Raw genomic sequence first — 19,305 nt, 5'->3', positions numbered from 1 at the left:
GTCAGTCTCCCCAGCGCAGTGCGGCTTCGAAGCCGATATGGCGTTCGCGATGGCCGTCGTAGACCGGCCGCGACCAGCGCACGCCATACTCGAACACGCGGCCCTGGCCCAGCTGCCACTCGTGCATGTACGACACCGACGGCACCAGCGCACTGCCGAAGCCGTCCTGCCAGTAGTCGCCCAGCGAGACGGTCAGCCGGTGCCTGAAGTGGCGTTCGTAGTGGCGCCACAGTTGCTGGTCGATGCGCAGGCCGATCTCGACCATGCGGTCGCGCTTCGGGTTGAAGTAGGGGGCATCGTCGCGGCTGCCACGACTGGTGTAGGCACTGGCCAGGCCATCGATCAGCCACCGTGGGCGGGTCAGCAGGCGCTGTTCAAGTGCGGTGCTGAACAGTTCGCGATGGTTGCCATCGTCGTAACGGAAGCGACTGGCGCCGAACACCCAGTGCGTGCGTTCGCTGCGCCGATAGTCGACCTGCGCACTGACGCTGTCAGCGGTGATGCCGGCCACGCGCGCCTGCATCGATGCCTCCGGATCATTGCGTGCGGCAATCAGTCCGGCATGCCAGTAGTCGTTGAACTGCCAGCCCACGCCGACGCGCAGGCCGGTATCGCCAATGTGGTCGTTGGCGCGCAGCACGGCCGCTTCCGCATCCAGCCGGCCGAAGCGGTAGCGTACGCCCGCGCCCAGCCACAGCGGGTCGATGCGCTGGTCCTGGAAATCGACCGAGCGCCGGTCGGCGAAGGCGAACAGCCGCCAGCGATCGTCGAGTACGGGTGTCTGGACCTCCATGCCATAGCGGCGATCATCGTTGCCCAGCGGCGAGGTGCCACCACCGCCGGAACTGCGTCCGATGTCGGTCCATGCCTTCAGCTGCCAACCGCGATGCGCGCGCCAGGCCTGGTCCATGCGTTCGACGGCGGGCTGGGTGGGGTAGCGTGCGACCAGATCGTCGTGCAGCGGTCGCGCCAGGTCATCACGCTGCAGAGCGACGTAGGCTTCCTGCATGCCCAGCCGTGGCTCGATGTCGCGCGGGTCCAGCGCATGCGCCATCTGTTGCCGCTGCAGCGCCCTGCGTGGCCAGCCGCGCATCATGTAGACACTGCCCAGCGCACTCTGCAGGCCGCCGTTGCCCGGTGCGATGTCGACCATCGATTCCAGATCGCGCTGCGCGGTGGGCAGGTCACCGCTGTAGGCGCGCACCATCGCCAGGTTGAGGTCGGCCTCGTAGCGCGACCAGTTTGGATACGGCGACTTCCCGTTGCTCCAGCGCCAGGCAGGTTCCTTGTCGCGCCACGCCTGCAGCAGGTCGACGGCCTTTTCCTGCTGCTCGCTTTCCAGGTAGGCGTATGCCAGTTCCGAATGCGAGGCGTCGCGCGTTGGATCGCCAGCGACCGCTGCCTGCAGCACCGGAATGGCTTCCTCCGGGTGCAGGGTGCCCATCAGCGAATCGCCCACTGCGGGCAGCACATAGTCGGGCAGGGCATGGCCTTCGGCCTGCAGTGCGCGGGCTTCCTCGCGCACCTGCGCATGGCGGCCCAGCCGGTTGAGCAGGATCAGCCGGTCCATGCGGATGCGCAGTGGCGCCTGCGCGGGTGGAGTGCCTTCGGCGCCCAGGTAGCGCTGCATGCGCGCCAGGGTTGATTCGGCCTCTTCCAGCCGGCTGTCTTCGCTGCTGCTGTAGGCCAGGCTCCAGACCACCAGCTTGGCCAGGTAGTCGCCTTCGATGCGCTGCTTCTGTGCAGCGTCGAACAGCTGCGGGCGCTGCTGGTACAGCGCCCAGGCGCGCCACGCATTGCCGATGTCGCCCAGGGTCAGTACGCGCAGCTTGAACAGCAGATCGTCGTTGGGCTGCTGCTGGCTGGCGCGCTCGATGGCGCCGAGGGCATCCAGCCAGCGGGCCTGGTCGCGGTAGCGGCCGATCTCGGCCAGGGCCGCCTCGCGGTCGGGCGGGGCAGCACTGCTGGCCCAGGCCAGGGCGGTACAGGCAAGGCCGACGCAGAGCGCCAGCCGGCGGTGGACAACCATTGGGGACCCCCTTGGCTTCCGAACCAGACAACCTGAAAAATGTGACGCACATCACATGCCAGATTTTGGGGTGGCCGTGGCCTGCGTCACTCCCCTCGCGAACTCCCATCCAGCAGGGATGGGCGAAACCAGGACAGCGACCTGCAATGTCTTGTCTGAAACGAGAGTCCCCCGCGCACCGAGTGGTGGCCTGGGCGGCGCTGCCGCCCCCATGCCCGATGCCGGCACGCGGCAAGGATGGGCATTCGTGGGCACTATCCGCCCGGAATTGTCAGCCCGGCGTCAAAATGCGCAAACGGGCTGACGAGCGGTAGGTGGGGCCGGTTGCTGGCCCCATGCGGCTTACCAGAGGTCTTCCAGCTTGCGCGGCTTGCAGGCCACCCAGGAAGCGCACAGCATCAGGGTGGCGCAGCCGAACAGGAAGCTGAACGGGATCGTCCAGCCGTCGCTGACGGTGTGCAGCCAGCCGACCAGGAACGGCCCCAGGCAGCTGAAGCTGTAGCCCACACCCTGCATGAACCCGGACAGCGCCGCCGAGCCGGTGGGGGTGCGGGTGCGCAGGTTGATCAGGGTCAGCGCCAGCGGGAAGGTGGACGGACCGACGCCGAGCAGGCAGGCCCACAGCAGCGGGGCCTTCATCGGTGCCAGCAGCAGGCCGGTGAAGGCGATCACGAACGAGAAGAAGCCGATCAGCACCAGCGGGAACGGGTTCTGCAGGCGCACCGCCATCGACGGGATGACCAGCGACGGTAGCAGGCCCAGTGCCGAGAACACGGCCACCATCACGCCGCCGAACGCGGGCGTGCCACCGGCCTCGACCACGATGCGCGGCAGCCAGGTGAACATCGAGTAGGTCATCAGCGAGGTCATGCCGAACATGAGCGTCATGCTCCAGCCCAGCGACGTGCGCCAGACCTTGCCATGCGGCTGCGCGGTGGGGTCGGTGGCGTCGGCCTGCGGCTTCGGCGCGCGCTTGGCCAGCACCAGCCAGGGCAGTGCGGCGGCCAGTGCCAGCAGCGCCCACATGCCCAGCGACACGCGCCAGCCGGCAGCGTTGGCCATCGGCACCGCGAGCAGCGCCGGCAGCATCGTGCCCAGCTGCAGCACGCTGATGTAGAGCGTACTCATGGTGCCGACCTTGTTGGCGAAGTAACGCTTCACCAGCGGCGGCACCACCACGTTGCCGATGCCCATGCCGGCCAGCGCCAGCACCGAACCCAGCAACAGCGTGCCGACGTTGCCGGCGCTGGAGCGCAGCAGCAGGCCGGCCATCGCCATCACCATCGCCAGCAGGGTGGTGCGCTCCAGGCCGAGGCGCCGCGCCAGTGCCGGCGTGGCCACGCCGAACAGCGCGAACGAGGCGGTCGGCAGCATGCCCAGCACGCCGGTCATGGTGGTGCCGAAGCCGAACTGCTGGCCGAGCACGTCCAGCAGCGGGGTGATCGAGGTGACCGCCGTGCGCAGGTTGACCGCTGCCAGCAGGATCGCGGCAAACGCGAGGACGCGACCGTGCAGCAGCGACGGCGAATCGGAAGTGGAGGAACTCATCGGTGGTCCTTGCAGGTGTCGCACGCCGCAGCAACGGCATGCAGCGCCGGCATCGGTCTACGCCGAAGCGGCAGGTGGGGGTGGGGGCTGCAGGTGGGCCGGCAGCGCGGCCATTGTACGTGCGCTGCCGGGCAAGGTCCCGTCATGCGGGTGGCCCGGCGCTTGGCACAAAAAAACCCGGAGGACAGTGATGTCTTCCAGGCTTCTTGGTGACCACCGAAGTGGTCGGGGAGACAGGATTCGAACCTGCGACCTCTACGTCCCGAACGTAGCGCTCTACCAGACTGAGCTACACCCCGAAGGGAGCCGCCTATTCTAGCGATTCACCCCGATGGCGGCAAGGGGTGAATGCTGTTTTCTTCACACTGCCGAAGCAGTGCCACTTCAGGGAACAAAAAAGCCTGGACGACTTCACCAGGCTTCAATGCGACCACTTGAGTGGTCGGGGAGACAGGATTCGAACCTGCGACCTCTACGTCCCGAACGTAGCGCTCTACCAGACTGAGCTACACCCCGAAGGAGCCGCCTAAGATACCGTGTGAAGGCCAAGGCGGCAAGGTTTTTTTACAGCTCAGCGACGATTTTCTTTCTCGATACGGTTCTGCTCGCGGGCTTCGAACCACATGCCGTTGAGGATGGCCACCGTCGAGGCGAGGCCGGCGCCGAGAATCCAGGCGAAATACCACATGGTCGATCTCCTTTGTTCAAGGGTGTGCCGGCCGTGGGCCGGCACACCGTCAATCAGTAAGCGTTCGGGTTGTTGCCCATCTCTTCGGTGGTGGTCTTGCCCTTGAGCACGCGGTACACCCAGGTGGTGTAGGCGAGGATGATCGGCAGGAACACCGCCGTGGCCAGCAGCATGATCCACAGGGTCAGGTGGCTGGACGAGGCGTCCCACACGGTCAGGCTGGAGGTGGGCTGGCTCGAGGACGGCAGCAGGAACGGGAAGATGGCGAAACCGACGGTCAGGATGATGCCGGCGATGGCCGCACCGGAAGCGATGAAGGCCAGCCCGCCGCGACGGGCACGCAGCAGCACCGCACTGGCCAGCAGGCCGGCCAGGCCCAGCAGCGGTGCCAGGATCGTGGCTGGCATCGCGCTGTAGTTGCGCATCCAGCCACCGGCGGCGCCGAGTTCGGCGGTCTTCAGCAGCGGATTGGTGGCGCCATCGGTAACCACCTGCGAGGTGATCTGGTAACCCGGCAGGCCGAAGGCCACCCAGGCACCGCCCACTGCGAACAGCACGAAGGCGATGATCGCGGCGATGCTGCCGAAACGGGCTGCACGTTCGGCCACCGGGCCGTCGGTCTTCAGCACCAGCATGGCGGCACCGTGGGCGACCAGCATCGACACGCTGAGCAGGCCGGCCAGCAGCGCGAAGGGCATCAGCAGGCCGAAGAACGAGCCGGTGTAGAAGATGCGCATGCTGTCATCGAAGTGGAACGGCACGCCCAGCACCACGTTGCCCACCGCCACGCCCATGATCAGCGCCGGGATGAAGCCACCGATGAACAGCGCCCAGTCCCAGGTGTTGCGCCAGCGTTCGCTGGGCATCTTGCTGCGGAACTTGAAACCGACCGGACGCAGGATCAGCGCGAACAGGATCACGAACATCGCCAGGTAGAACCCGGAGAAACTGACCGCATAGAGCGGCGGCCAGGCGGCGAAGATCGCGCCGCCGCCCAGGATCAGCCACACCTGGTTGCCTTCCCACACCGGGCCGATGGTGTTGATCACCAGCCGGCGCTCGGCGTCGTTGCGGGCGACGAAGGGCAGCAGGGTGCCCACGCCCAGGTCGAAACCATCCATCACGGCGAAACCGATCAGCAGGATGCCGAGCAGCAGCCACCAGATCACGCGCAGCGTGGTGTAGTCCAGAAGAATGAAATCCATCTTGGTTCTCCTGCCTCAGGCCTGGCCGGCGGCTGGCGCCGAGGCATTGTGGGAAGCATGCGGCTGGGGCGACTGCAGCGACGGCAGCACCTCGTCCGGACCCTTGCGGATCGCCTTGAGCATCAGCTTGATCTCGACCACGATCAGCGCGGTGTAGATTGCGGTGAAGCCGGCCAGGGTCAGCACGATTTCATGCAGGGCCAAGCCCGACGCCGCATAGAAGGTCGGCAGCACGCCATCGACCGCCCACGGCTGGCGACCATACTCGGCCACGAACCAGCCGCACTCGATCGCGATCCACGGTGCCGGCAGCGTCCACAGGGCCAGCTTGAGGAACCAGCGCTTGTCCTGGAAGTTGTTGCGGCAGGAGTAGTAGAAGGCCAGTGCGAAGAAGGCGATCAGGTAGAAGCCGAGGCCGGCCATCACGCGGAAGGTCCAGAACAGCGGCATCACGCGCGGCACGGTGTCCATCGCCGCCTGCGAGATCTCCTCCGGGGTGGCGTTGAGGATGTCGTCGCGGTAGCGCTTGAGCAGCAGGCCGTGGCCCAGGTCCTGCCAGTGGCGGTCGAACATCTCGCGTGCTTCAACGTCGTTCTTGTTGGCGCGCAGGCGTTCCAATGCACCGTAGGCCAGCTGGCCGCCACGCACGCGGTGTTCGGCGCGCTCGACCAGTTCCAGGATGCCCGGAATCGGCTGGTTCAACGAGCGGGTGGCGATCAGGCCCATCAGGTAGGGGATCTTCACCGCGTAGTCGTTCTGGTGGGTTTCCTGGTTCGGGATGCCGAAGGCGGTGAAGTCGGCCGGCGCACGCTCGGTCTCCCACATCGCTTCGATCGCGGCCAGCTTCATCTTCTGGTGTTCGCTGGCGGCGTAGCCGCTCTCGTCACCCAGCACGACCACCGACAGTGATGACAGCAGGCCGAACGCCGCGGCCACCGCGAACGAACGACGGGCCAGGTCCTTGTGCTTGTTGCGCAGCAGGAACAGCGCGCTGATCGCCATCACGAACACCGCACCGGTCACGTAGCCGGCGCTGACGGTGTGCACGAACTTGGCCTGCGCCACCGGGTTGAACACCACCGCCATGAAGTCGACCACTTCCATGCGCATGGTTTCCGGGTTGAACACCGCACCGGTCGGGTTCTGCATCCAGCCGTTGGCAACCAGGATCCAGATCGCCGACAGGTTGGTGCCCAGTGCCATCAGCCAGGTCACCATCAGGTGCTTGACCTTGCTCAGGCGGTTCCAGCCGAAGAAGAACAGGCCGACGAAGGTGGCTTCCAGGAAGAAGGCCATCAGGCCTTCGATCGCCAGCGGCGCGCCGAAGATGTCACCCACGTAGTGACTGTAGTAGGACCAGTTCATGCCGAACTGGAATTCCATGACGATGCCGGTGGCGACGCCCATGGCGAAGTTGATGCCGAACAGGACGCCCCAGAACAGGGTCATCCTGCGCCAGATCTCCTTGCCGGTCATCACGTACACGCTCTCCATGATGGCCACCATGAACGACAGGCCAAGGGTGAGTGGTACGAATAGGAAGTGGTACATCGCGGTCAGCGCGAATTGCAGCCGCGACAGTTCTACGACTGTCTGATCAATCATGGCCTGGCTACCTCGTTGGATAGTGCCGTTGCAGGTGGCGGGAAGGGTGGTCTACGACGTGAATGATGTGACCGACTACTTCAAACAGCCTTGATCCAGATCAATGTATGAACAGGTGCCCCGGTTGATCGTATGCCAACCCGATGAAGACTGCGACCGCTGGCCGCAGAGGCCGGCCATTGCCTGCGCCTACAATGCCGTGTCTCCCCCGTTGCCCGTGAAGACCCCTTGAGCGCTGCCGAAACGACCCCTGACAGCCTGTCCCCGGAAGCCGAAACTGCCCGCCAGCGTCGTGTCCGCGCGGCGTGGCTGGCTGATCTGGCCCATTCTGCCCGGGGGCGCCAACGCCTGGCGGCCCTGTGCATCAGCCTGTCCGGTGCGTTGCTGATCGGCCAGGCCGCCGCGATCGCCTGGCTGGTGCAGCAGGTGCTGGTGGAGCGCGCGCCGCTGGCCTCGGGGCTGCCAGTGCTGGGCGGGCTGGTGGTGATCCTGGTGCTGCGCACGCTGTTGGGCAGCGCCACCCAAGCGGCTGCCGGGGATGTAGCCGATGCCGCGCGGCTGGCCCTGCGCGAGCGAGTGTTCGCCCGACTGCTCAGCCATGGCCCGTTGTGGCTGCGCCAGCGCCGCACCGGCGAACTGGGCGAACTGATGCTGCATCACGGTGATGCGATCGAGAGTTATTACAGCGGGTTCCTGCCGGTGCGCACCGAGGTGCTGGTGGTGCCGCTGCTGATCCTGGCCGCGGTGGCCTGGGTTGACTGGGTGGTGGCGTTGATCCTGCTGTTCACCGCGCCGCTGGTGCCGTTCTTCATGATGCTGGTGGGCTGGGGCGCCGAAGCCGCCGGTCGCGCCCAGTTGGGGGAGCTGGCGCGGATGAGCGGCCACTTCGCCGACCGCATCAAGGGCCTGGGCCTGCTGCGCCTGTATGGCCGCGGCGAGGCCGAGCTGGAGGGTATCGAGGCGGCCGCCGAAGGTGTGCGCGTGCGTACCCTGAAAGTGCTGCGGATCGCCTTCCTGTCGTCCACGGTGCTGGAATTCTTTGCCTCGGTGAGCGTGGCGATGGTCGCGCTGTACCTGGGCCTGAGCTATCTGGGCATGATGTCGCTGCATTCGGCGGTGCCGACGCTGGGCGCGGGCCTGTTCTGCCTGCTGCTGGCGCCGGAGTTCTACGCGCCGCTGCGGCGGTTGGCTGCGCACTACCACGACCGCGCCAATGCACTGGCCGCGGCGGCCGAGGTTGAGCGTCTGCTGCAGTCATTGCCGGACGAGCAGGGCCTGATCGAGAACGAGAGTGCGCCGCTGGCTGTGGAACCGGCCGAGGCCGCGTTGCCGCCGTTGCAGGCACAGGGCCTGGTGCTGCGCCCGTTGGGCGCGCCGCACGATGTGCTGCAGGATCTGGATGTGCTGCTGGAACCGGGCCAGCGCCTGGCCCTGGTCGGTCCCAGCGGGTCCGGCAAGAGTACGTTGCTGGAGGCGCTGGCCGGTTGGCTGCCGCCACGTGCCGGGAAGCTGCAGGTGCGTCCCGGCGTGCAGGTGGCCTATGCCAGCCAGCGTCCGTACCTGTTCCACGGCAGCATCGCCGACAACCTGCGCCTGGCCGATCCCGGCGCCAGCGATGCGCGCCTGCGCGCGGTGGCCGAGGCTTCGCAGGTACTGCAGTTTGCGCAGCGCCTGCCGCAGGGGCTGGATACGGTGATCGGCGAACGTGGCTTCGGCCTGTCCGGTGGTGAGGCGCGTCGCATCGGCCTGGCCCGCCTTCTGCTGCGTGATCCGCAGGTGCTGCTGCTGGACGAACCCACCGCGTTCCTGGATGCCGATACCGAAGCGGCATTGCTGCGCAGCCTGGCCGCCTATGCACGTGGCCGCAGCGTGGTGGTCGCCACCCACAGCCCGGCGGTGATCGCCTGGGCCGATCGTTGCCTGCTGCTGCCGGAAGGCCGCCTGGTGGAACCGGCACAGGCGGTGCGCGCATGAGCCGTTCACCTGATTCGTTGCGTGCGGTGTTCCTGCGCCATCGGCCGCGCCTGCTGCTGACGATCCTGCTGTTGTGGACCACCATGCTGGCCGGCACCGCACTGCTGGGCCTGTCCGGTGGTTTCCTCACCGCCGCTGCATTGGCCGGTGCGGCCGGCCTCGGCCAGGGCTTCAACTTCTTCTCGCCGTCCGCGGGTATCCGCGGGCTGACCATGGCGCGCATCGTGTCGCGCTACTTCGAAAAGCTGGTGGGCCACGACGCCACCCTGCGCATCGCCCGCGACTTGCGCGTGTGGTTCTTCCGCCGCGCGCTGCCGCTGGCACCGGCACGGCTGGGGGCGACGCGCACCGGCGATCTGCTGGCCCGCCTGCTCGGTGACATCGGTGAAGTGGACGGCCTGCTGGTGCGTGCGATCGGGCCGCTGGTGGCGCTGGGTGCGCTGACGCTGGTGGCGGTGGCCTCGGCGGCGCTGATCCTGCCGTCGGCAGCGGTGTTGCTGGCAGTGCTGGCGCTGCTGATCGCTTTCGGCGTGCCGTGGCTGGGTGTGCGCGGTCGTGACGATGAAGAGGCGGACCGTGCCGCGCATCGCGCCGCACTGCGCACCGCCGCCTTTGAAGGGTTGGAGGGCGCGGGCGATCTGGCCGCGCTGCATGCCGATGCGGCGTGGCAGCTGAAGGTGCGCGTGGCCGCCAAGCAGCTGGCTTCGCGGGATCGTCGGCGCCGCTGGCGCCTGATCGCGGCCTCGACCCTGCATGGCCTGGTCGCAGGGCTGGGGCTGGTGGCGATGCTGGCACTGGCGCTCCACGCGGCCGAACAGCAGCGTATCGCGCCGGAAATGGCCGCGGGCCTGGTGTTCCTCACCGTCGCGCTGATCGAACTGTGGGCCGGGATGGGGGTGGCGTGGCAGTCACTGCAGTCCGGGCGGATCGCCGCTGATCGGTTGCAGGCCATCGTCGAGCAGGCGACGACGGTGGAGGATCCCGCAGCGCCACAGCCGGTACCGCAGGCCGCGCGCGTGCACTGGGATGACGTGCATTTCCAGTGGCCAGGCGCGGTGCGACCGGTGCTGTCCGGCCTGCGACTGACGTTGGCGCCTGGGGAACGCATCGCCATCCGTGGCGACAGCGGCAGTGGCAAGACCACGCTGTCCAGCCTGCTGCTGCGGCTGTGGGATCCGCAGCAGGGGCGAATCACCTATGGTGGCCTCGACCTGCGCGATTTCAGCCAGGCCGACTGGCATCGGCAGCTGGCCTGGTTGCCGCAGAACGCGCCGGTGTTCGCCGGCACCGTGGACGAGAACCTGCGCCTGGGGGATCCCGATGCCAGCGACGCCGCCTTGTGGGCAGTGCTGCGCCGCATGCGCCTGGGCGAATGGGCCGAGCGCAACGGTGGCCTGCAGGCCTGGGTGGGCGAGAACGGCGCGACGATGTCGGCCGGCCAGGCGCGGCGGCTGGCGCTGGCCCGTGCACTGCTGCGCAATGCGCCGATCCTGCTGCTGGACGAACCGACCGAAGGCCTCGACGTGGATACCGCACGTGCGCTGCTGCAGGACCTTTCCGGGTTGCTGGACGGGCGCAGCCTGTTGATGATCACCCACGACGACCTGCCTGAAGGCGTGGTCGATGCGCAGTACCGGTTGCGCGATGGGGCGCTGGTCCGCGAACTTTGACCGATGCACATCCGCGCGTGGCGTGGATCTACTGTAGAGCCGAGCCCATGCTCGGCTGCCTCTGCACGGAGCCGAGCATGGGCTCGGCTCTACAGGTTGGCTATCGCGAGAACTCGCGCAGCATCACCGCGATCGAGGCCACGTTGGCCAGCACGCACAGCCAGAACACCCACTGGAACGAGGCTTTGCGGTGCTTGTGGCGGAACATCGCCTGGCCCAGCAGCGCGCCGGGCCAACCGCCGGCAAAGGCCAGCAGCTGTAATGTGCGCTCCGGAATACGCCACTGCTTTCTCTGCGCCGCGCGCTTGTCGTGGCCGTACAGGCCGAACGACACCGCGCTGGCGAGCAGGCACCACCCACCCAGCCACAGCGGCAGCACGCCGCTGACCGTCAGCGCGATCAACGCGCCGAACGCGGCCAGCGCGAGATTACGCCGCCATGCCACCTACAGCGCGTCGAGAAAGCCGCGCACGGCCGGGCCGAAACGCTCGAAATCGACGAGGAAGGCGTCATGGCCCTGTGGCGATTCCAGGCCGATGAAGTGCGCATCGGCACCGCCGGCGCGCAGGCCATCGGCAACCTGTTGCTGCTGCTGCACGGGGAACAGGATATCGGTGTTGGCGCCGATCGCCAGCGCCTTCTCCACGCGGATCTTCGCGAGCCCGGTCAGCACGTCGCCGTCGGCATACTCGGCCAGGTCGAACCAGTCCATCGAGCGGCTCAGGTACAGGTAGCAGTTGGGATCGAAAAAGCGCACGAAGCGCCGTGCGTGGCCTTCCAGATAGCTTTCCACCTGGAATTCCAGGCCGAACGGATCGTCGTCGGTCTGGTCCGAATCCAGCCGCACGCGGCCGAAGCGGCCATCCCACTCCAGCGCGGAGCGGTAGGTGATCACGCCCAGTTTGCGCGCCATGCGCATGCCGGACTCGGGGTACTCGGCATCGTCGTAGTGGCCGCCATTCCAGCGCGGGTCAAGGCGGATTGCCTCGCGCTGCAGCGAGCGGATCGCGATCGAGAACGGCAACGCCTGCGCGCTGCCGGAAATGTTGACGTGGCTGCGCGCGATGCCCGGATGCAGCATCAGGATGGCAAGGGCCGTCATGCCGCCCATCGAGTTGCCGACCACGCAGGCCAGCCGCTCGATACCTAGTGCACGCACGACGTCGACGGCGGCGCGGGCACCGTCTTCGATCGACAGCTCGGGGAAGTCCAGGCGGTAGGGCTGACCGTTGGCCGGGTTGAGCGAAGCGGGGCCGGTCGAGCCCTTGCAGCTGCCCAGCGAATTCACGCACACCACGAACCAGCGGTTGGTATCGATGGGTTTGTCGGGGCCAACCATCGCTTCCCACCAGCCCGGTGCCGGGTTGGCCTCGTTGGCCGCTGCATGCGCGTCTGGGGACAGGCCGGTCACGATCAGGATCGCATTGCTGGCATCGGCCGCCAGCGTTCCCCAGGTCTCGTAGGCCACGCGCGCGCCGTGCAGGGCGCCACCGCGCTTGAACGGGAACGGCGAGGGCAGGGCGTGGAAGCGGGTGCCGGGCGGTATGAATTCGGTCATGCACGCATTCTAGCGGGGCGGCATGTGGAGCTGGCGACACGCTGGATTCCAGCAGCGGGTGGACGCGGACCGGACCGCCGTATCCACGCATGGCGTGGATCTGCTGTAGAGCCGAGCCGATGCTCGGCTGGCGGGCGCCGGCAACCCAATCGCAGCCGAGCGTGGGCTCGGCTCTACAAGTCAGGGAAACCGCAGCTCAACCACGCCGTCATGCGGCAGCGTCACCCGCACCACGTCGCTTTGCAGGTCGCCCTCGCTGCGATTGGCGCTACCAGTACGCGAGATGCGTGCCAGCACTTCCACGTCGCGATGTGCCGACAGCGGCGCGGTCGGCATCGGGCTGTCAGCGTCGCCCAGCCCGACCGTGGCCGGGAAACCGGCCAGCGGCAGCTTGCGTGCGGCCACCGGCATCGGCGGTCCACCCACGGCGCGGGCCAGCACGAATACCCGGGTGCTGGCCGGCCACTCGGCATTCTCCAGCGCAGGCAGCTGCACGCGTACCTGCAGCAGCGCCGCTGGTGCTGCAGGGGCGGCATCGGGTGCCAGGCCTGCGGCTTCGCGGGCGATGGCGATCTGCGCCTGCAGCGCCTGCGCGGCGCCGGGCTCAAGCCGTGGCAGCAGGCCGCTCCACACATCCGCGGCCTCGGCATTCTTTCCGCGCTGGCGCAGGGCGATGCCCAGCAGCCAGCTGGCGCGCTCGGCATCGGGTGCCTGTGCACGCGCCTGTTGCAACCAGGCCATCGCGGTGTCATCGAACTGCTTGCCGGCATCGGCCTGCGCACGTGCCTGCGCCGCTTCCACCAGCACGCCGGGGTCTTCCGGGGCGAGAGCGGCGGCACGTGCGAAGGCGTCCGCCGCGGCTGCGGCGTTGCCCAGTTCGGCCTGCGACCGGCCCAGCAGCGCCCAGCCATCGGCCCGCTGTGGGTCACGCTCCAGTGCATCCTGCAGGGCCTGCACGCCATCGCGCAGGGTGGCTACCGACGGCGTCGGTTGGACCTGTGCTGCACGCGGATCACCGACCAGCAGATACAGGCAGGCACCGGCCACGCCCAGTGCGAACACGCCGACCACGAAACCGCGACGACCGTGGTGGCGCAGCGGCCACAGCACCAGCGCTGCCATCAGCGCAGCAACCAGACCGGCCAGCACCGGCAGCCAATGGCTCACCATCCGTCTCCTTCATCGGCCTTTCCGGCCGGTGCTGCGCCGACCGTACGGCCACGACGGCGGACAATGCCCAGCACCACCAGTGCGCCGGCGCCGAGCATCAGCAGGGGACCGCCCCACAGCAGCCAGGTGCCCGGCTGCAACGGTGGTTGATAGAGCACGAACTCGCCGTAGCGGGCGACCAGGAACTGCTTGATCTGTGCATCGTCGTGGCCCTGCTGCATCAGCTGCAGCACCTCGCGGCGCAGATCCTGCGCGATCTGCGCGTTGGAATCGGCCAGCGACTGGTTCTGGCACTGCACGCAGCGCAGCTGCGCGGCCAGGTCATGGAAGCGGCGTTCTTCGGCGCCATCGCGGAACTGCAGTGGCTGCGGATCGTGCAGCGGCTGCTGCGCCACTGCGGCCAGCGGCAGCATCAGAAGCAGCAACGCCAGCAGCCAGCGCATGGGCTCAGGGCGCCGTGTGCAGCGTGCTGCCGGCATTGCCCTGGGCCTTCTCGATCTTTTCCAGCGCCGGGATCAGCTTCTCGTCGACTACGCGCTGGGTCATCGCACCGCTGTACTTCCAGCGCACGATGCCGCTGCCGTCGACAAGGAAGGTCTCCGGTGCAGCGGTCACGCCCCAGTCGATGGCGGTGCGGCCTTCAACATCACTGAGCACGACCATGAACGGGTTGCCTAGCTGCTCCAGCCAGTGCAAGGCATCGGTCGGCTCGTCCTTCCAGTTGTAGCCGATCACGCGCACGCGCTTGCTCTCGGCGAAACGGGTCAGCACCGGGTGTTCCTCGCGGCAGGCCGCGCACCAGCTGCCCCATACGTTCAACAGGTAAGGCGCGCCGCGCAGTTCGTCGCTGTGCACGATCATCTCCGGGTCGTGCAGCACCGGCAGGGCGAACGCCGGCGCCGGCTTGTCGATCAGCGCCGAGGGCAGCACGTCGCGCTGCGGATCACCCGATTTCATCACCCCGTAGATCATCAGCCCGAGCAGGCCGAAGAAGAACAGCACGCCGATCACGATGGCTACCGGCGGCAGCGGGCGGGAGGGGCGCGGGGCGGGGGACTCGGACATGGGAACTCCTACGGACGACGGAAACGGCGGTCGGCGGCGGTGATGAATCCGCCCAGGGCCATCAACAGCGCGCCCAGCCAGATCCAGCGCACGAACGGCTTGATGTGCACCCGGACCGCCCATGCATTGTTGCCCAGCGGCTCGCCCAATGCCACGTAGACGTCGCCGTCGAAGCGTGCATCGATGCCGGCCTCGGTCATCACCTGACCACCACTGGCGTACTGGCGCTTCTCCGGATGCAGCAGGGCCAGTTCGCGGCCGTTGCGGAACACCCGCAGGTGACCGCGGTCGGCGATGAAATTGGGACCTTCGCGATGGTCCACGCCCTCGAAGCGCACTTCGTAGCGGCCGACCACCAGTTGCTGGCCAGGTGCCAGCGCCACTTCGCGCTGCACGTTCAGGGCTTCCACCAGCAACGCACCGGCCAGGAACACGGCGATGCCTGCGTGGGCGACGATCATGCCGAGCATCTCGGCGGTGAAGCGACCATTGCCACGCAGGCGCTGCCAGACGAAGCGTGCGGTACCGAATCCGACCCAGGCCGCGGCGGCGACACCGAGACCGGCCTTCCAGCCGTTCTGCGGCGCCTGCCACCAGGCCAGCGCGCCCAGCAGCACCGCCAGCCCCAGCCAGGGCGCCAGCAGGGCGAATGCACGCGAAGGTTGGTCGCGCTGCCACTTCACCAGCGGGCCGAACGGCAGCAGCAGGATCATCGGCACCATCAGCAGCAGGAACAGGCTGCCGAAGTAGGGCGGGCCGACCGAGATCTTGCCCAGCGACAGTGCATCTGCCAGCAGCGGATACAGCGTGCCGAGCAGGACCATCGCGCAGGCGGTGGCCAGCAGCAGGTTGTTGGCCAGCAGCAGGGTCTCGCGCGAGGTGGCGGTGAAGCCACGGCGTGGGTCGTCGGCGTCCACGCTCAGCTGGCTGGCGCGCAGCGCGTACAGCAGCAGGCTGCCGCCGATCAGCACCGACAGGAATACCAGGATGAACAGGCCGCGCGACGGATCGGCGGCAAACGAATGCACGCTGGTCAGCACGCCGGAGCGCACCAGGAACGTGCCCAGCAGCGACAGCGCAAAGGCGGCGATCGCCAGCAGCAGGGTCCAGCTGCCGAACGTGCCGCGCTTTTCGGTGACGGCCTGCGAATGGATCAATGCCGCACCGACCAGCCAGGGCATGAAGCTGGCATTCTCCACCGGGTCCCAGAACCACCAGCCGCCCCAGCCCAGCTCGTAGTAGGCCCACCAGCTGCCCAGCGCGATGCCCAAGGTCAGGAAGCCCCAGGCGACGTTGGTCCACGGCCGCGTCCAGCGCAGCCAGCGCGCATCGATGCGCCCCTCCAGCAGGGCCCCCACCGCGAATGCGAACGGAACGGCAAAGCCCACGTATCCAATGTACAGCATCGGCGGATGAATGATCAGCCCTGGGTCCTGCAGCAGCGGGTTGAGGTCGCGGCCTTCCAGCGGCGCCGGGTTCAGGCGCAGGAACGGATTGGAGGTGAAGATCAGGAAGGCGAGGAAGCCGACGCTGACCACGCCCATCACCGCCAGTACGCGCGCCTGCACGTGTGCCGGCAGGTGCCGCGAGAACAGCGCCACCGCGCCGGTCCACAGTGCCAGCACCAGCGCCCACATCAGCAGCGAGCCCTCGTGCGCACCCCAGACCGCGGAGTAGCGGTAGATCATCGGCAGCAACGAATTGGAGTTCTCGGCCACGTAGCGCACCGAGAAGTCCTGCTGCACGAACGCGGCGGTGAGCACCGCGAAGGCGCCGGCGAGCAGCAGCAGCTGTGCGAAGGCGGCCGGCCGTGCCACCGCCATCCATGCCGTGTTGCTGCGATGCGCGCCGACCAGCGGCAGGCCGGCCTGCAGCAGCGAGGCCAGCAACGCGCACAACAGCAGGATCTGACCCAGTTCGGGCAGCACTCAGCGCACCTCGGGTGCCGTCACCGGCACGTCATGCTTGCGATGGGCATCGCCCATCTTGTCGGCCACTTCCTTCGGCACGTACTTTTCATCGTGCTTGGCCAGCACTTCGTCGGCAACGAAGACACCCTCCTGCAGGCGGCCACTGGCGACCACCGCGGTGCCTTCGGCAAACATGTCCGGAAGAATCCGCGACGTGGTCACCGCCAGCTGGGCATCGCCGTCGGTTACTTCGAAACGTGCTTCCAGCGAACCGACCGGGCGGTTGAAGGAGCCCTTCACCACCATCCCGCCCAAGCGGAACCGCGACTGTGCATCGACATCCCCGCGCAGCACTTCCGAGGGCGTGTAGAGGTAGGCGATGTTGCGTTCCAGCGCCATCGCCACCAGTGCGGTGGCCAGCCCGGAGGCGAGCAGGGCCAGCAGTACCCAGGCCAGGCGGCGGCGTTGTACCGGCGTCATCGTTCCAGCTCCGTCGACAGCGGCGCTGCAGCTTCCTGTTTGACGGCGCGGGTCTGCTGCCGCTGCTGGCGTGCCAGCGCCAACCGGCGTGCCATGCGCAGGCGCAGCCACGAACCGATGGCATCGGCGCCGAGCACCAGCACGAACACGGCGTACGCGCCGATCACATAGGGCAGGTGGGTCATGGCTGGGCCTCCCCGGCCGCGCGTGCGGCATCGACCCGGCCACCGACCCAGGCCTTGCCGGCCTCGCGGTCGAGATTGTCGGCGCGGGCCTTGGCCAGCACCGAACCGGCGAACCAGAACTTGGTGCCGATGACCATCCACCACAGTGGCGCGATCATCGCGCTGCTGATTGCCGATTCACCGAACACGTTGATCGACTGGCGCTGATGCAGGCCGCCCCACCAGTCCACCGAATAGCGGATCACCGGCAGCAGGCTGACACCGACGATGGCCAGCAGGCCGGCCGCGCGCGCGGCGCTGCGGCGGTCCTCGATGGCGTGGTACAGGCCGATCACGCCCAGGTACAGGAACAGCAGCACCAGTTCACTGGTCATGCGCGGGTCCCAGTCCCACCAGGTACCCCAGGTACCCTTGCCCCAGATGCTGCCGGTCAGCAGGGTGATCAGGGTGAAGCCGGCGCCCATCGGCGCACAGGCCATGGCCAGGATCTCGCAGACCTTGATCCGCCAGATCAGGGCGATGGCGGCATACAGCGCCATCAGCGCGAACACGAACAGGCTCATCCAGGCACTGGGCACGTGGATGTAGAGGATGCGGAAGCTGTCCAGCTGCTTGGCTTCCGGCGGCACCACCAGCAGCGCCTGCCACATGCCGACCAGCAGCACAGGCACCGCCGCGAGGTAGAACACCCGCGACCAGCGGGCAGCGAATCGGTCGAACGTGGGGGGCGAACCGAGTTGGTGGAACCAGCGGACAATCGGATTCATGCGTGGCGGCTATCCAGCAGGGGTGGATTGGCTCTCAGCTCGGTCAACTCAGAGAAATACGTATTGCAGCGGCGGTGGCCAACGGCGCCAGCACCAGCGCGACCAGCAGGCCGGCGCCCAGCATCAGCAGCGCACCGACCGGATCCTGTCCGCGTCCGGCTGCCGCCAGACTGCCTGCGCCGAACACCAGCACCGGCACGTACAGCGGCAGCGACAGCAATGCCACGAGAATACCAGAGCGTCGGATGCCGACGGTCAGTGCAGCGACCACGCCACCAATCAGGCTCAGCAACGGCGTTCCCAGCAGCAACGATGCCAGCAACATCGGCAGCTGGTCATGCGGCAGATGCAGCATTTCGGCCAGCAGCGGACTGACCACGATCAACGGCAGCGCGGTGGTGGCCCAGTGCAGCAGCACGCGCACCAGCACCAGCCAGGCCAGCGGCACCGGCGCCAGCAGCCATTGTTCCAGCGAGCCGTCTTCGGCATCGGAGCGGAATAGTGAATCCAGCGACAGCTGCCCGGCCAGCAGCACCGCAAGCCACAGCACTGCGCCTGCGGTGGCGGCCAGCAGTTGCGGCTCGCGACCCTGCGCCAGCGCGAACAGCACCACCACCAGCACCGCGAACAGCAGCGGCTGCAGCGCATCGCCGCGGCGGCGCCAGAGCAGGCGCAGGTCGCGCTTGAGCAGGGCGCCCGCGGTCTGCCACAGGCCCGGTTCGGTGCCTGGCGCGATCATGCGGCACCGCCGAGGTCGAGCTGGCGGGTACGCACCGGCGGTGCGGCATAGGCGCCATGGGTGGTGACCAGTGCCGCGCCACCGGCGCGCAGGTGCGCGGAAATCATCCGGTTGACCAGGGTGATGCCCTCCAGGTCGAGGTTGGCATAGGGTTCGTCGAGCAGCCACAGCGGCGCCGGCGACAGCCAGATGCGTGCCAGAGCCAGCCGCCGCTTCTGCCCGGCGGACAGATGCCGAACAAGGGTGTCCTCATAACCGGCCAGGCCGACGATGGCCAGCGCGTTGCCGGGCATCTGCCGCGCACGGCGGCCGTGCAGGCCACACAGGAAGTGCAGGTTCTCCAGCGTGTCCAGATCGGGCTTCAATGCGGGCAGGTGGCTGAGGTAGGCGACATAGCGCGCGCGCTCGGCATTGCCGGCCGGTCGGCCATCGATCTGCACCTGCCCGGCACCGGGCCGGGCCAGGCCGGCCAGCACGCGCAACAGCGTGGTCTTGCCGGCGCCGTTGCCGCCCTGCACCAGCAGGGCTTCGCCGGCGTCCACATGGAAGTCCAGCGGGCCGAACACCGGCTCGTCATTGCGGGAGAAGCTCAGGCCGCTGGCGGCCAGCAATGCAGGGGTGTTCAAGGGGCAGGGGTCTTCATGCCGGAGTGCGGCGGCAATTGTAGCGGTGAATGCTGTCCCGGTAGCGCCGGGCGATGCCCGGCGGCCGC

General features: G+C 67.8%; 18 protein-coding genes and 2 tRNA genes. 2 read left to right on the top strand and 18 right to left on the bottom strand.

The features are described 5' to 3' along the window. Position 1: 1 nt before the first annotated feature. The 7 genes from pgaA to GOC52_RS13835 form a co-directional block, all read right to left on the bottom strand. Positions 2-2,029 carry a poly-beta-1,6 N-acetyl-D-glucosamine export porin PgaA gene (pgaA, locus tag GOC52_RS13865; RefSeq protein WP_010486663.1) on the bottom strand — a complete coding sequence of 676 codons (2,028 nt, stop codon included), beginning with the start codon at positions 2,027-2,029 and terminating at the stop codon, positions 2-4. Between the two features lie 342 nt (positions 2,030-2,371). Then, complete coding sequence (locus GOC52_RS13860; protein ID WP_043400972.1) at positions 2,372-3,577, bottom strand: CynX/NimT family MFS transporter; 1,206 nt, start codon at positions 3,575-3,577, stop codon at positions 2,372-2,374. 222 nt (positions 3,578-3,799) lie between these two features. Next, a tRNA-Pro gene (locus GOC52_RS13855) sits at positions 3,800-3,876 on the bottom strand. Between the two features lie 140 nt (positions 3,877-4,016). Further along, positions 4,017-4,093, bottom strand: a tRNA-Pro gene (locus GOC52_RS13850). Between the two features lie 55 nt (positions 4,094-4,148). Further along, positions 4,149-4,265: a cytochrome bd-I oxidase subunit CydX gene (gene cydX, locus GOC52_RS13845; RefSeq protein ID WP_005410354.1), complete on the bottom strand. Its 117-nt coding sequence runs from the start codon at positions 4,263-4,265 to the stop codon at positions 4,149-4,151. 53 nt (positions 4,266-4,318) lie between these two features. Further along, entirely contained in the window at positions 4,319-5,470 is a 1,152-nt protein-coding gene (gene cydB, locus GOC52_RS13840; RefSeq protein ID WP_005410353.1) for a cytochrome d ubiquinol oxidase subunit II, read from the bottom strand. 15 nt (positions 5,471-5,485) lie between these two features. Continuing rightward, on the bottom strand, positions 5,486-7,075 hold the full coding sequence (locus GOC52_RS13835; RefSeq protein ID WP_191849672.1) for a cytochrome ubiquinol oxidase subunit I: 1,590 nt from the start codon (positions 7,073-7,075) through the stop codon (positions 5,486-5,488). Between the two features lie 228 nt (positions 7,076-7,303). Between GOC52_RS13835 and cydD the strand changes: the two genes are divergently transcribed. Next, positions 7,304-9,049: a thiol reductant ABC exporter subunit CydD gene (gene cydD / locus GOC52_RS13830; protein WP_019336639.1), complete on the top strand. Its 1,746-nt coding sequence runs from the start codon at positions 7,304-7,306 to the stop codon at positions 9,047-9,049. Next, on the top strand, positions 9,046-10,719 hold the full coding sequence (gene cydC / locus GOC52_RS13825) for a thiol reductant ABC exporter subunit CydC (protein WP_191849671.1): 1,674 nt from the start codon (positions 9,046-9,048) through the stop codon (positions 10,717-10,719). Before cydD ends, cydC begins: the two co-directional genes overlap by 4 nt. A gap of 100 nt (positions 10,720-10,819) precedes the next feature. Here the strand turns inward: cydC and GOC52_RS13820 are convergent, their stop codons facing one another. The 11 genes from GOC52_RS13820 to ccmA form a co-directional block, all read right to left on the bottom strand. Continuing rightward, on the bottom strand, positions 10,820-11,164 hold the full coding sequence (locus GOC52_RS13820) for a DUF1294 domain-containing protein (protein ID WP_019336390.1): 345 nt from the start codon (positions 11,162-11,164) through the stop codon (positions 10,820-10,822). After that, entirely contained in the window at positions 11,165-12,277 is a 1,113-nt protein-coding gene (gene metX, locus GOC52_RS13815) for a homoserine O-acetyltransferase MetX (protein WP_109813570.1), read from the bottom strand. 180 nt (positions 12,278-12,457) lie between these two features. Next, positions 12,458-13,447 carry a tetratricopeptide repeat protein gene (locus GOC52_RS13810; RefSeq protein WP_143994850.1) on the bottom strand — a complete coding sequence of 330 codons (990 nt, stop codon included), beginning with the start codon at positions 13,445-13,447 and terminating at the stop codon, positions 12,458-12,460. Beyond that, the gene (locus GOC52_RS13805) at positions 13,441-13,890 is read right to left on the bottom strand and encodes a cytochrome c-type biogenesis protein (RefSeq protein WP_019336393.1); all 450 of its coding nucleotides are present in this window, start codon (positions 13,888-13,890) and stop codon (positions 13,441-13,443) included. The genes GOC52_RS13810 and GOC52_RS13805 overlap by 7 nt, the downstream gene beginning before the upstream one ends. Positions 13,891-13,894: 4 nt before the next feature. Further along, positions 13,895-14,512, bottom strand: a complete 618-nt coding sequence (locus GOC52_RS13800; RefSeq protein WP_005410345.1) for a DsbE family thiol:disulfide interchange protein — start codon at positions 14,510-14,512, stop codon at positions 13,895-13,897. A gap of 8 nt (positions 14,513-14,520) precedes the next feature. Beyond that, the gene (locus tag GOC52_RS13795; protein ID WP_191849669.1) at positions 14,521-16,440 is read right to left on the bottom strand and encodes a heme lyase CcmF/NrfE family subunit; all 1,920 of its coding nucleotides are present in this window, start codon (positions 16,438-16,440) and stop codon (positions 14,521-14,523) included. Further along, the gene (gene ccmE / locus GOC52_RS13790; protein ID WP_019336396.1) at positions 16,441-16,902 is read right to left on the bottom strand and encodes a cytochrome c maturation protein CcmE; all 462 of its coding nucleotides are present in this window, start codon (positions 16,900-16,902) and stop codon (positions 16,441-16,443) included. It lies immediately after the preceding gene. Next, complete coding sequence (locus GOC52_RS13785; protein WP_010486686.1) at positions 16,899-17,087, bottom strand: heme exporter protein CcmD; 189 nt, start codon at positions 17,085-17,087, stop codon at positions 16,899-16,901. The genes ccmE and GOC52_RS13785 overlap by 4 nt, the downstream gene beginning before the upstream one ends. Then, on the bottom strand, positions 17,084-17,854 hold the full coding sequence (ccmC, locus tag GOC52_RS13780) for a heme ABC transporter permease CcmC (protein WP_010486688.1): 771 nt from the start codon (positions 17,852-17,854) through the stop codon (positions 17,084-17,086). The genes GOC52_RS13785 and ccmC overlap by 4 nt, the downstream gene beginning before the upstream one ends. Positions 17,855-17,897: 43 nt before the next feature. Then, complete coding sequence (gene ccmB / locus GOC52_RS13775; protein WP_006456616.1) at positions 17,898-18,593, bottom strand: heme exporter protein CcmB; 696 nt, start codon at positions 18,591-18,593, stop codon at positions 17,898-17,900. After that, positions 18,590-19,219 carry a heme ABC exporter ATP-binding protein CcmA gene (gene ccmA / locus GOC52_RS13770; RefSeq protein ID WP_019336398.1) on the bottom strand — a complete coding sequence of 210 codons (630 nt, stop codon included), beginning with the start codon at positions 19,217-19,219 and terminating at the stop codon, positions 18,590-18,592. Before ccmA ends, ccmB begins: the two co-directional genes overlap by 4 nt. Between the last annotated feature and the right edge of the window lie 86 nt (positions 19,220-19,305).

The organism is Stenotrophomonas sp. SXG-1 (assembly GCF_014083965.1).
Classification (GTDB): domain Bacteria; phylum Pseudomonadota; class Gammaproteobacteria; order Xanthomonadales; family Xanthomonadaceae; genus Stenotrophomonas; species Stenotrophomonas geniculata.
This window is presented reverse-complemented; position numbering and strand designations above follow the sequence as displayed.

What these genes read in the sequence shown, in the direction of transcription:
- pgaA (WP_010486663.1), bottom strand. Translation starts at nt 2,029, where the DNA reads ATGGTTGTCCACCGCCGGCTGGCGCTCTGCGTCGGCCTTGCCTGTACC.
- GOC52_RS13860 (WP_043400972.1), bottom strand. Translation starts at nt 3,577, where the DNA reads ATGAGTTCCTCCACTTCCGATTCGCCGTCGCTGCTGCACGGTCGCGTC.
- cydX (WP_005410354.1), bottom strand. Translation starts at nt 4,265, where the DNA reads ATGTGGTATTTCGCCTGGATTCTCGGCGCCGGCCTCGCCTCGACGGTG.
- cydB (WP_005410353.1), bottom strand. Translation starts at nt 5,470, where the DNA reads ATGGATTTCATTCTTCTGGACTACACCACGCTGCGCGTGATCTGGTGG.
- GOC52_RS13835 (WP_191849672.1), bottom strand. Translation starts at nt 7,075, where the DNA reads ATGATTGATCAGACAGTCGTAGAACTGTCGCGGCTGCAATTCGCGCTG.
- cydC (WP_191849671.1), top strand. Translation starts at nt 9,046, where the DNA reads ATGAGCCGTTCACCTGATTCGTTGCGTGCGGTGTTCCTGCGCCATCGG.
- metX (WP_109813570.1), bottom strand. Translation starts at nt 12,277, where the DNA reads ATGACCGAATTCATACCGCCCGGCACCCGCTTCCACGCCCTGCCCTCG.
- GOC52_RS13810 (WP_143994850.1), bottom strand. Translation starts at nt 13,447, where the DNA reads ATGGTGAGCCATTGGCTGCCGGTGCTGGCCGGTCTGGTTGCTGCGCTG.
- GOC52_RS13805 (WP_019336393.1), bottom strand. Translation starts at nt 13,890, where the DNA reads ATGCGCTGGCTGCTGGCGTTGCTGCTTCTGATGCTGCCGCTGGCCGCA.
- GOC52_RS13800 (WP_005410345.1), bottom strand. Translation starts at nt 14,512, where the DNA reads ATGTCCGAGTCCCCCGCCCCGCGCCCCTCCCGCCCGCTGCCGCCGGTA.
- ccmE (WP_019336396.1), bottom strand. Translation starts at nt 16,902, where the DNA reads ATGACGCCGGTACAACGCCGCCGCCTGGCCTGGGTACTGCTGGCCCTG.
- GOC52_RS13785 (WP_010486686.1), bottom strand. Translation starts at nt 17,087, where the DNA reads ATGACCCACCTGCCCTATGTGATCGGCGCGTACGCCGTGTTCGTGCTG.
- ccmC (WP_010486688.1), bottom strand. Translation starts at nt 17,854, where the DNA reads ATGAATCCGATTGTCCGCTGGTTCCACCAACTCGGTTCGCCCCCCACG.
- ccmB (WP_006456616.1), bottom strand. Translation starts at nt 18,593, where the DNA reads ATGATCGCGCCAGGCACCGAACCGGGCCTGTGGCAGACCGCGGGCGCC.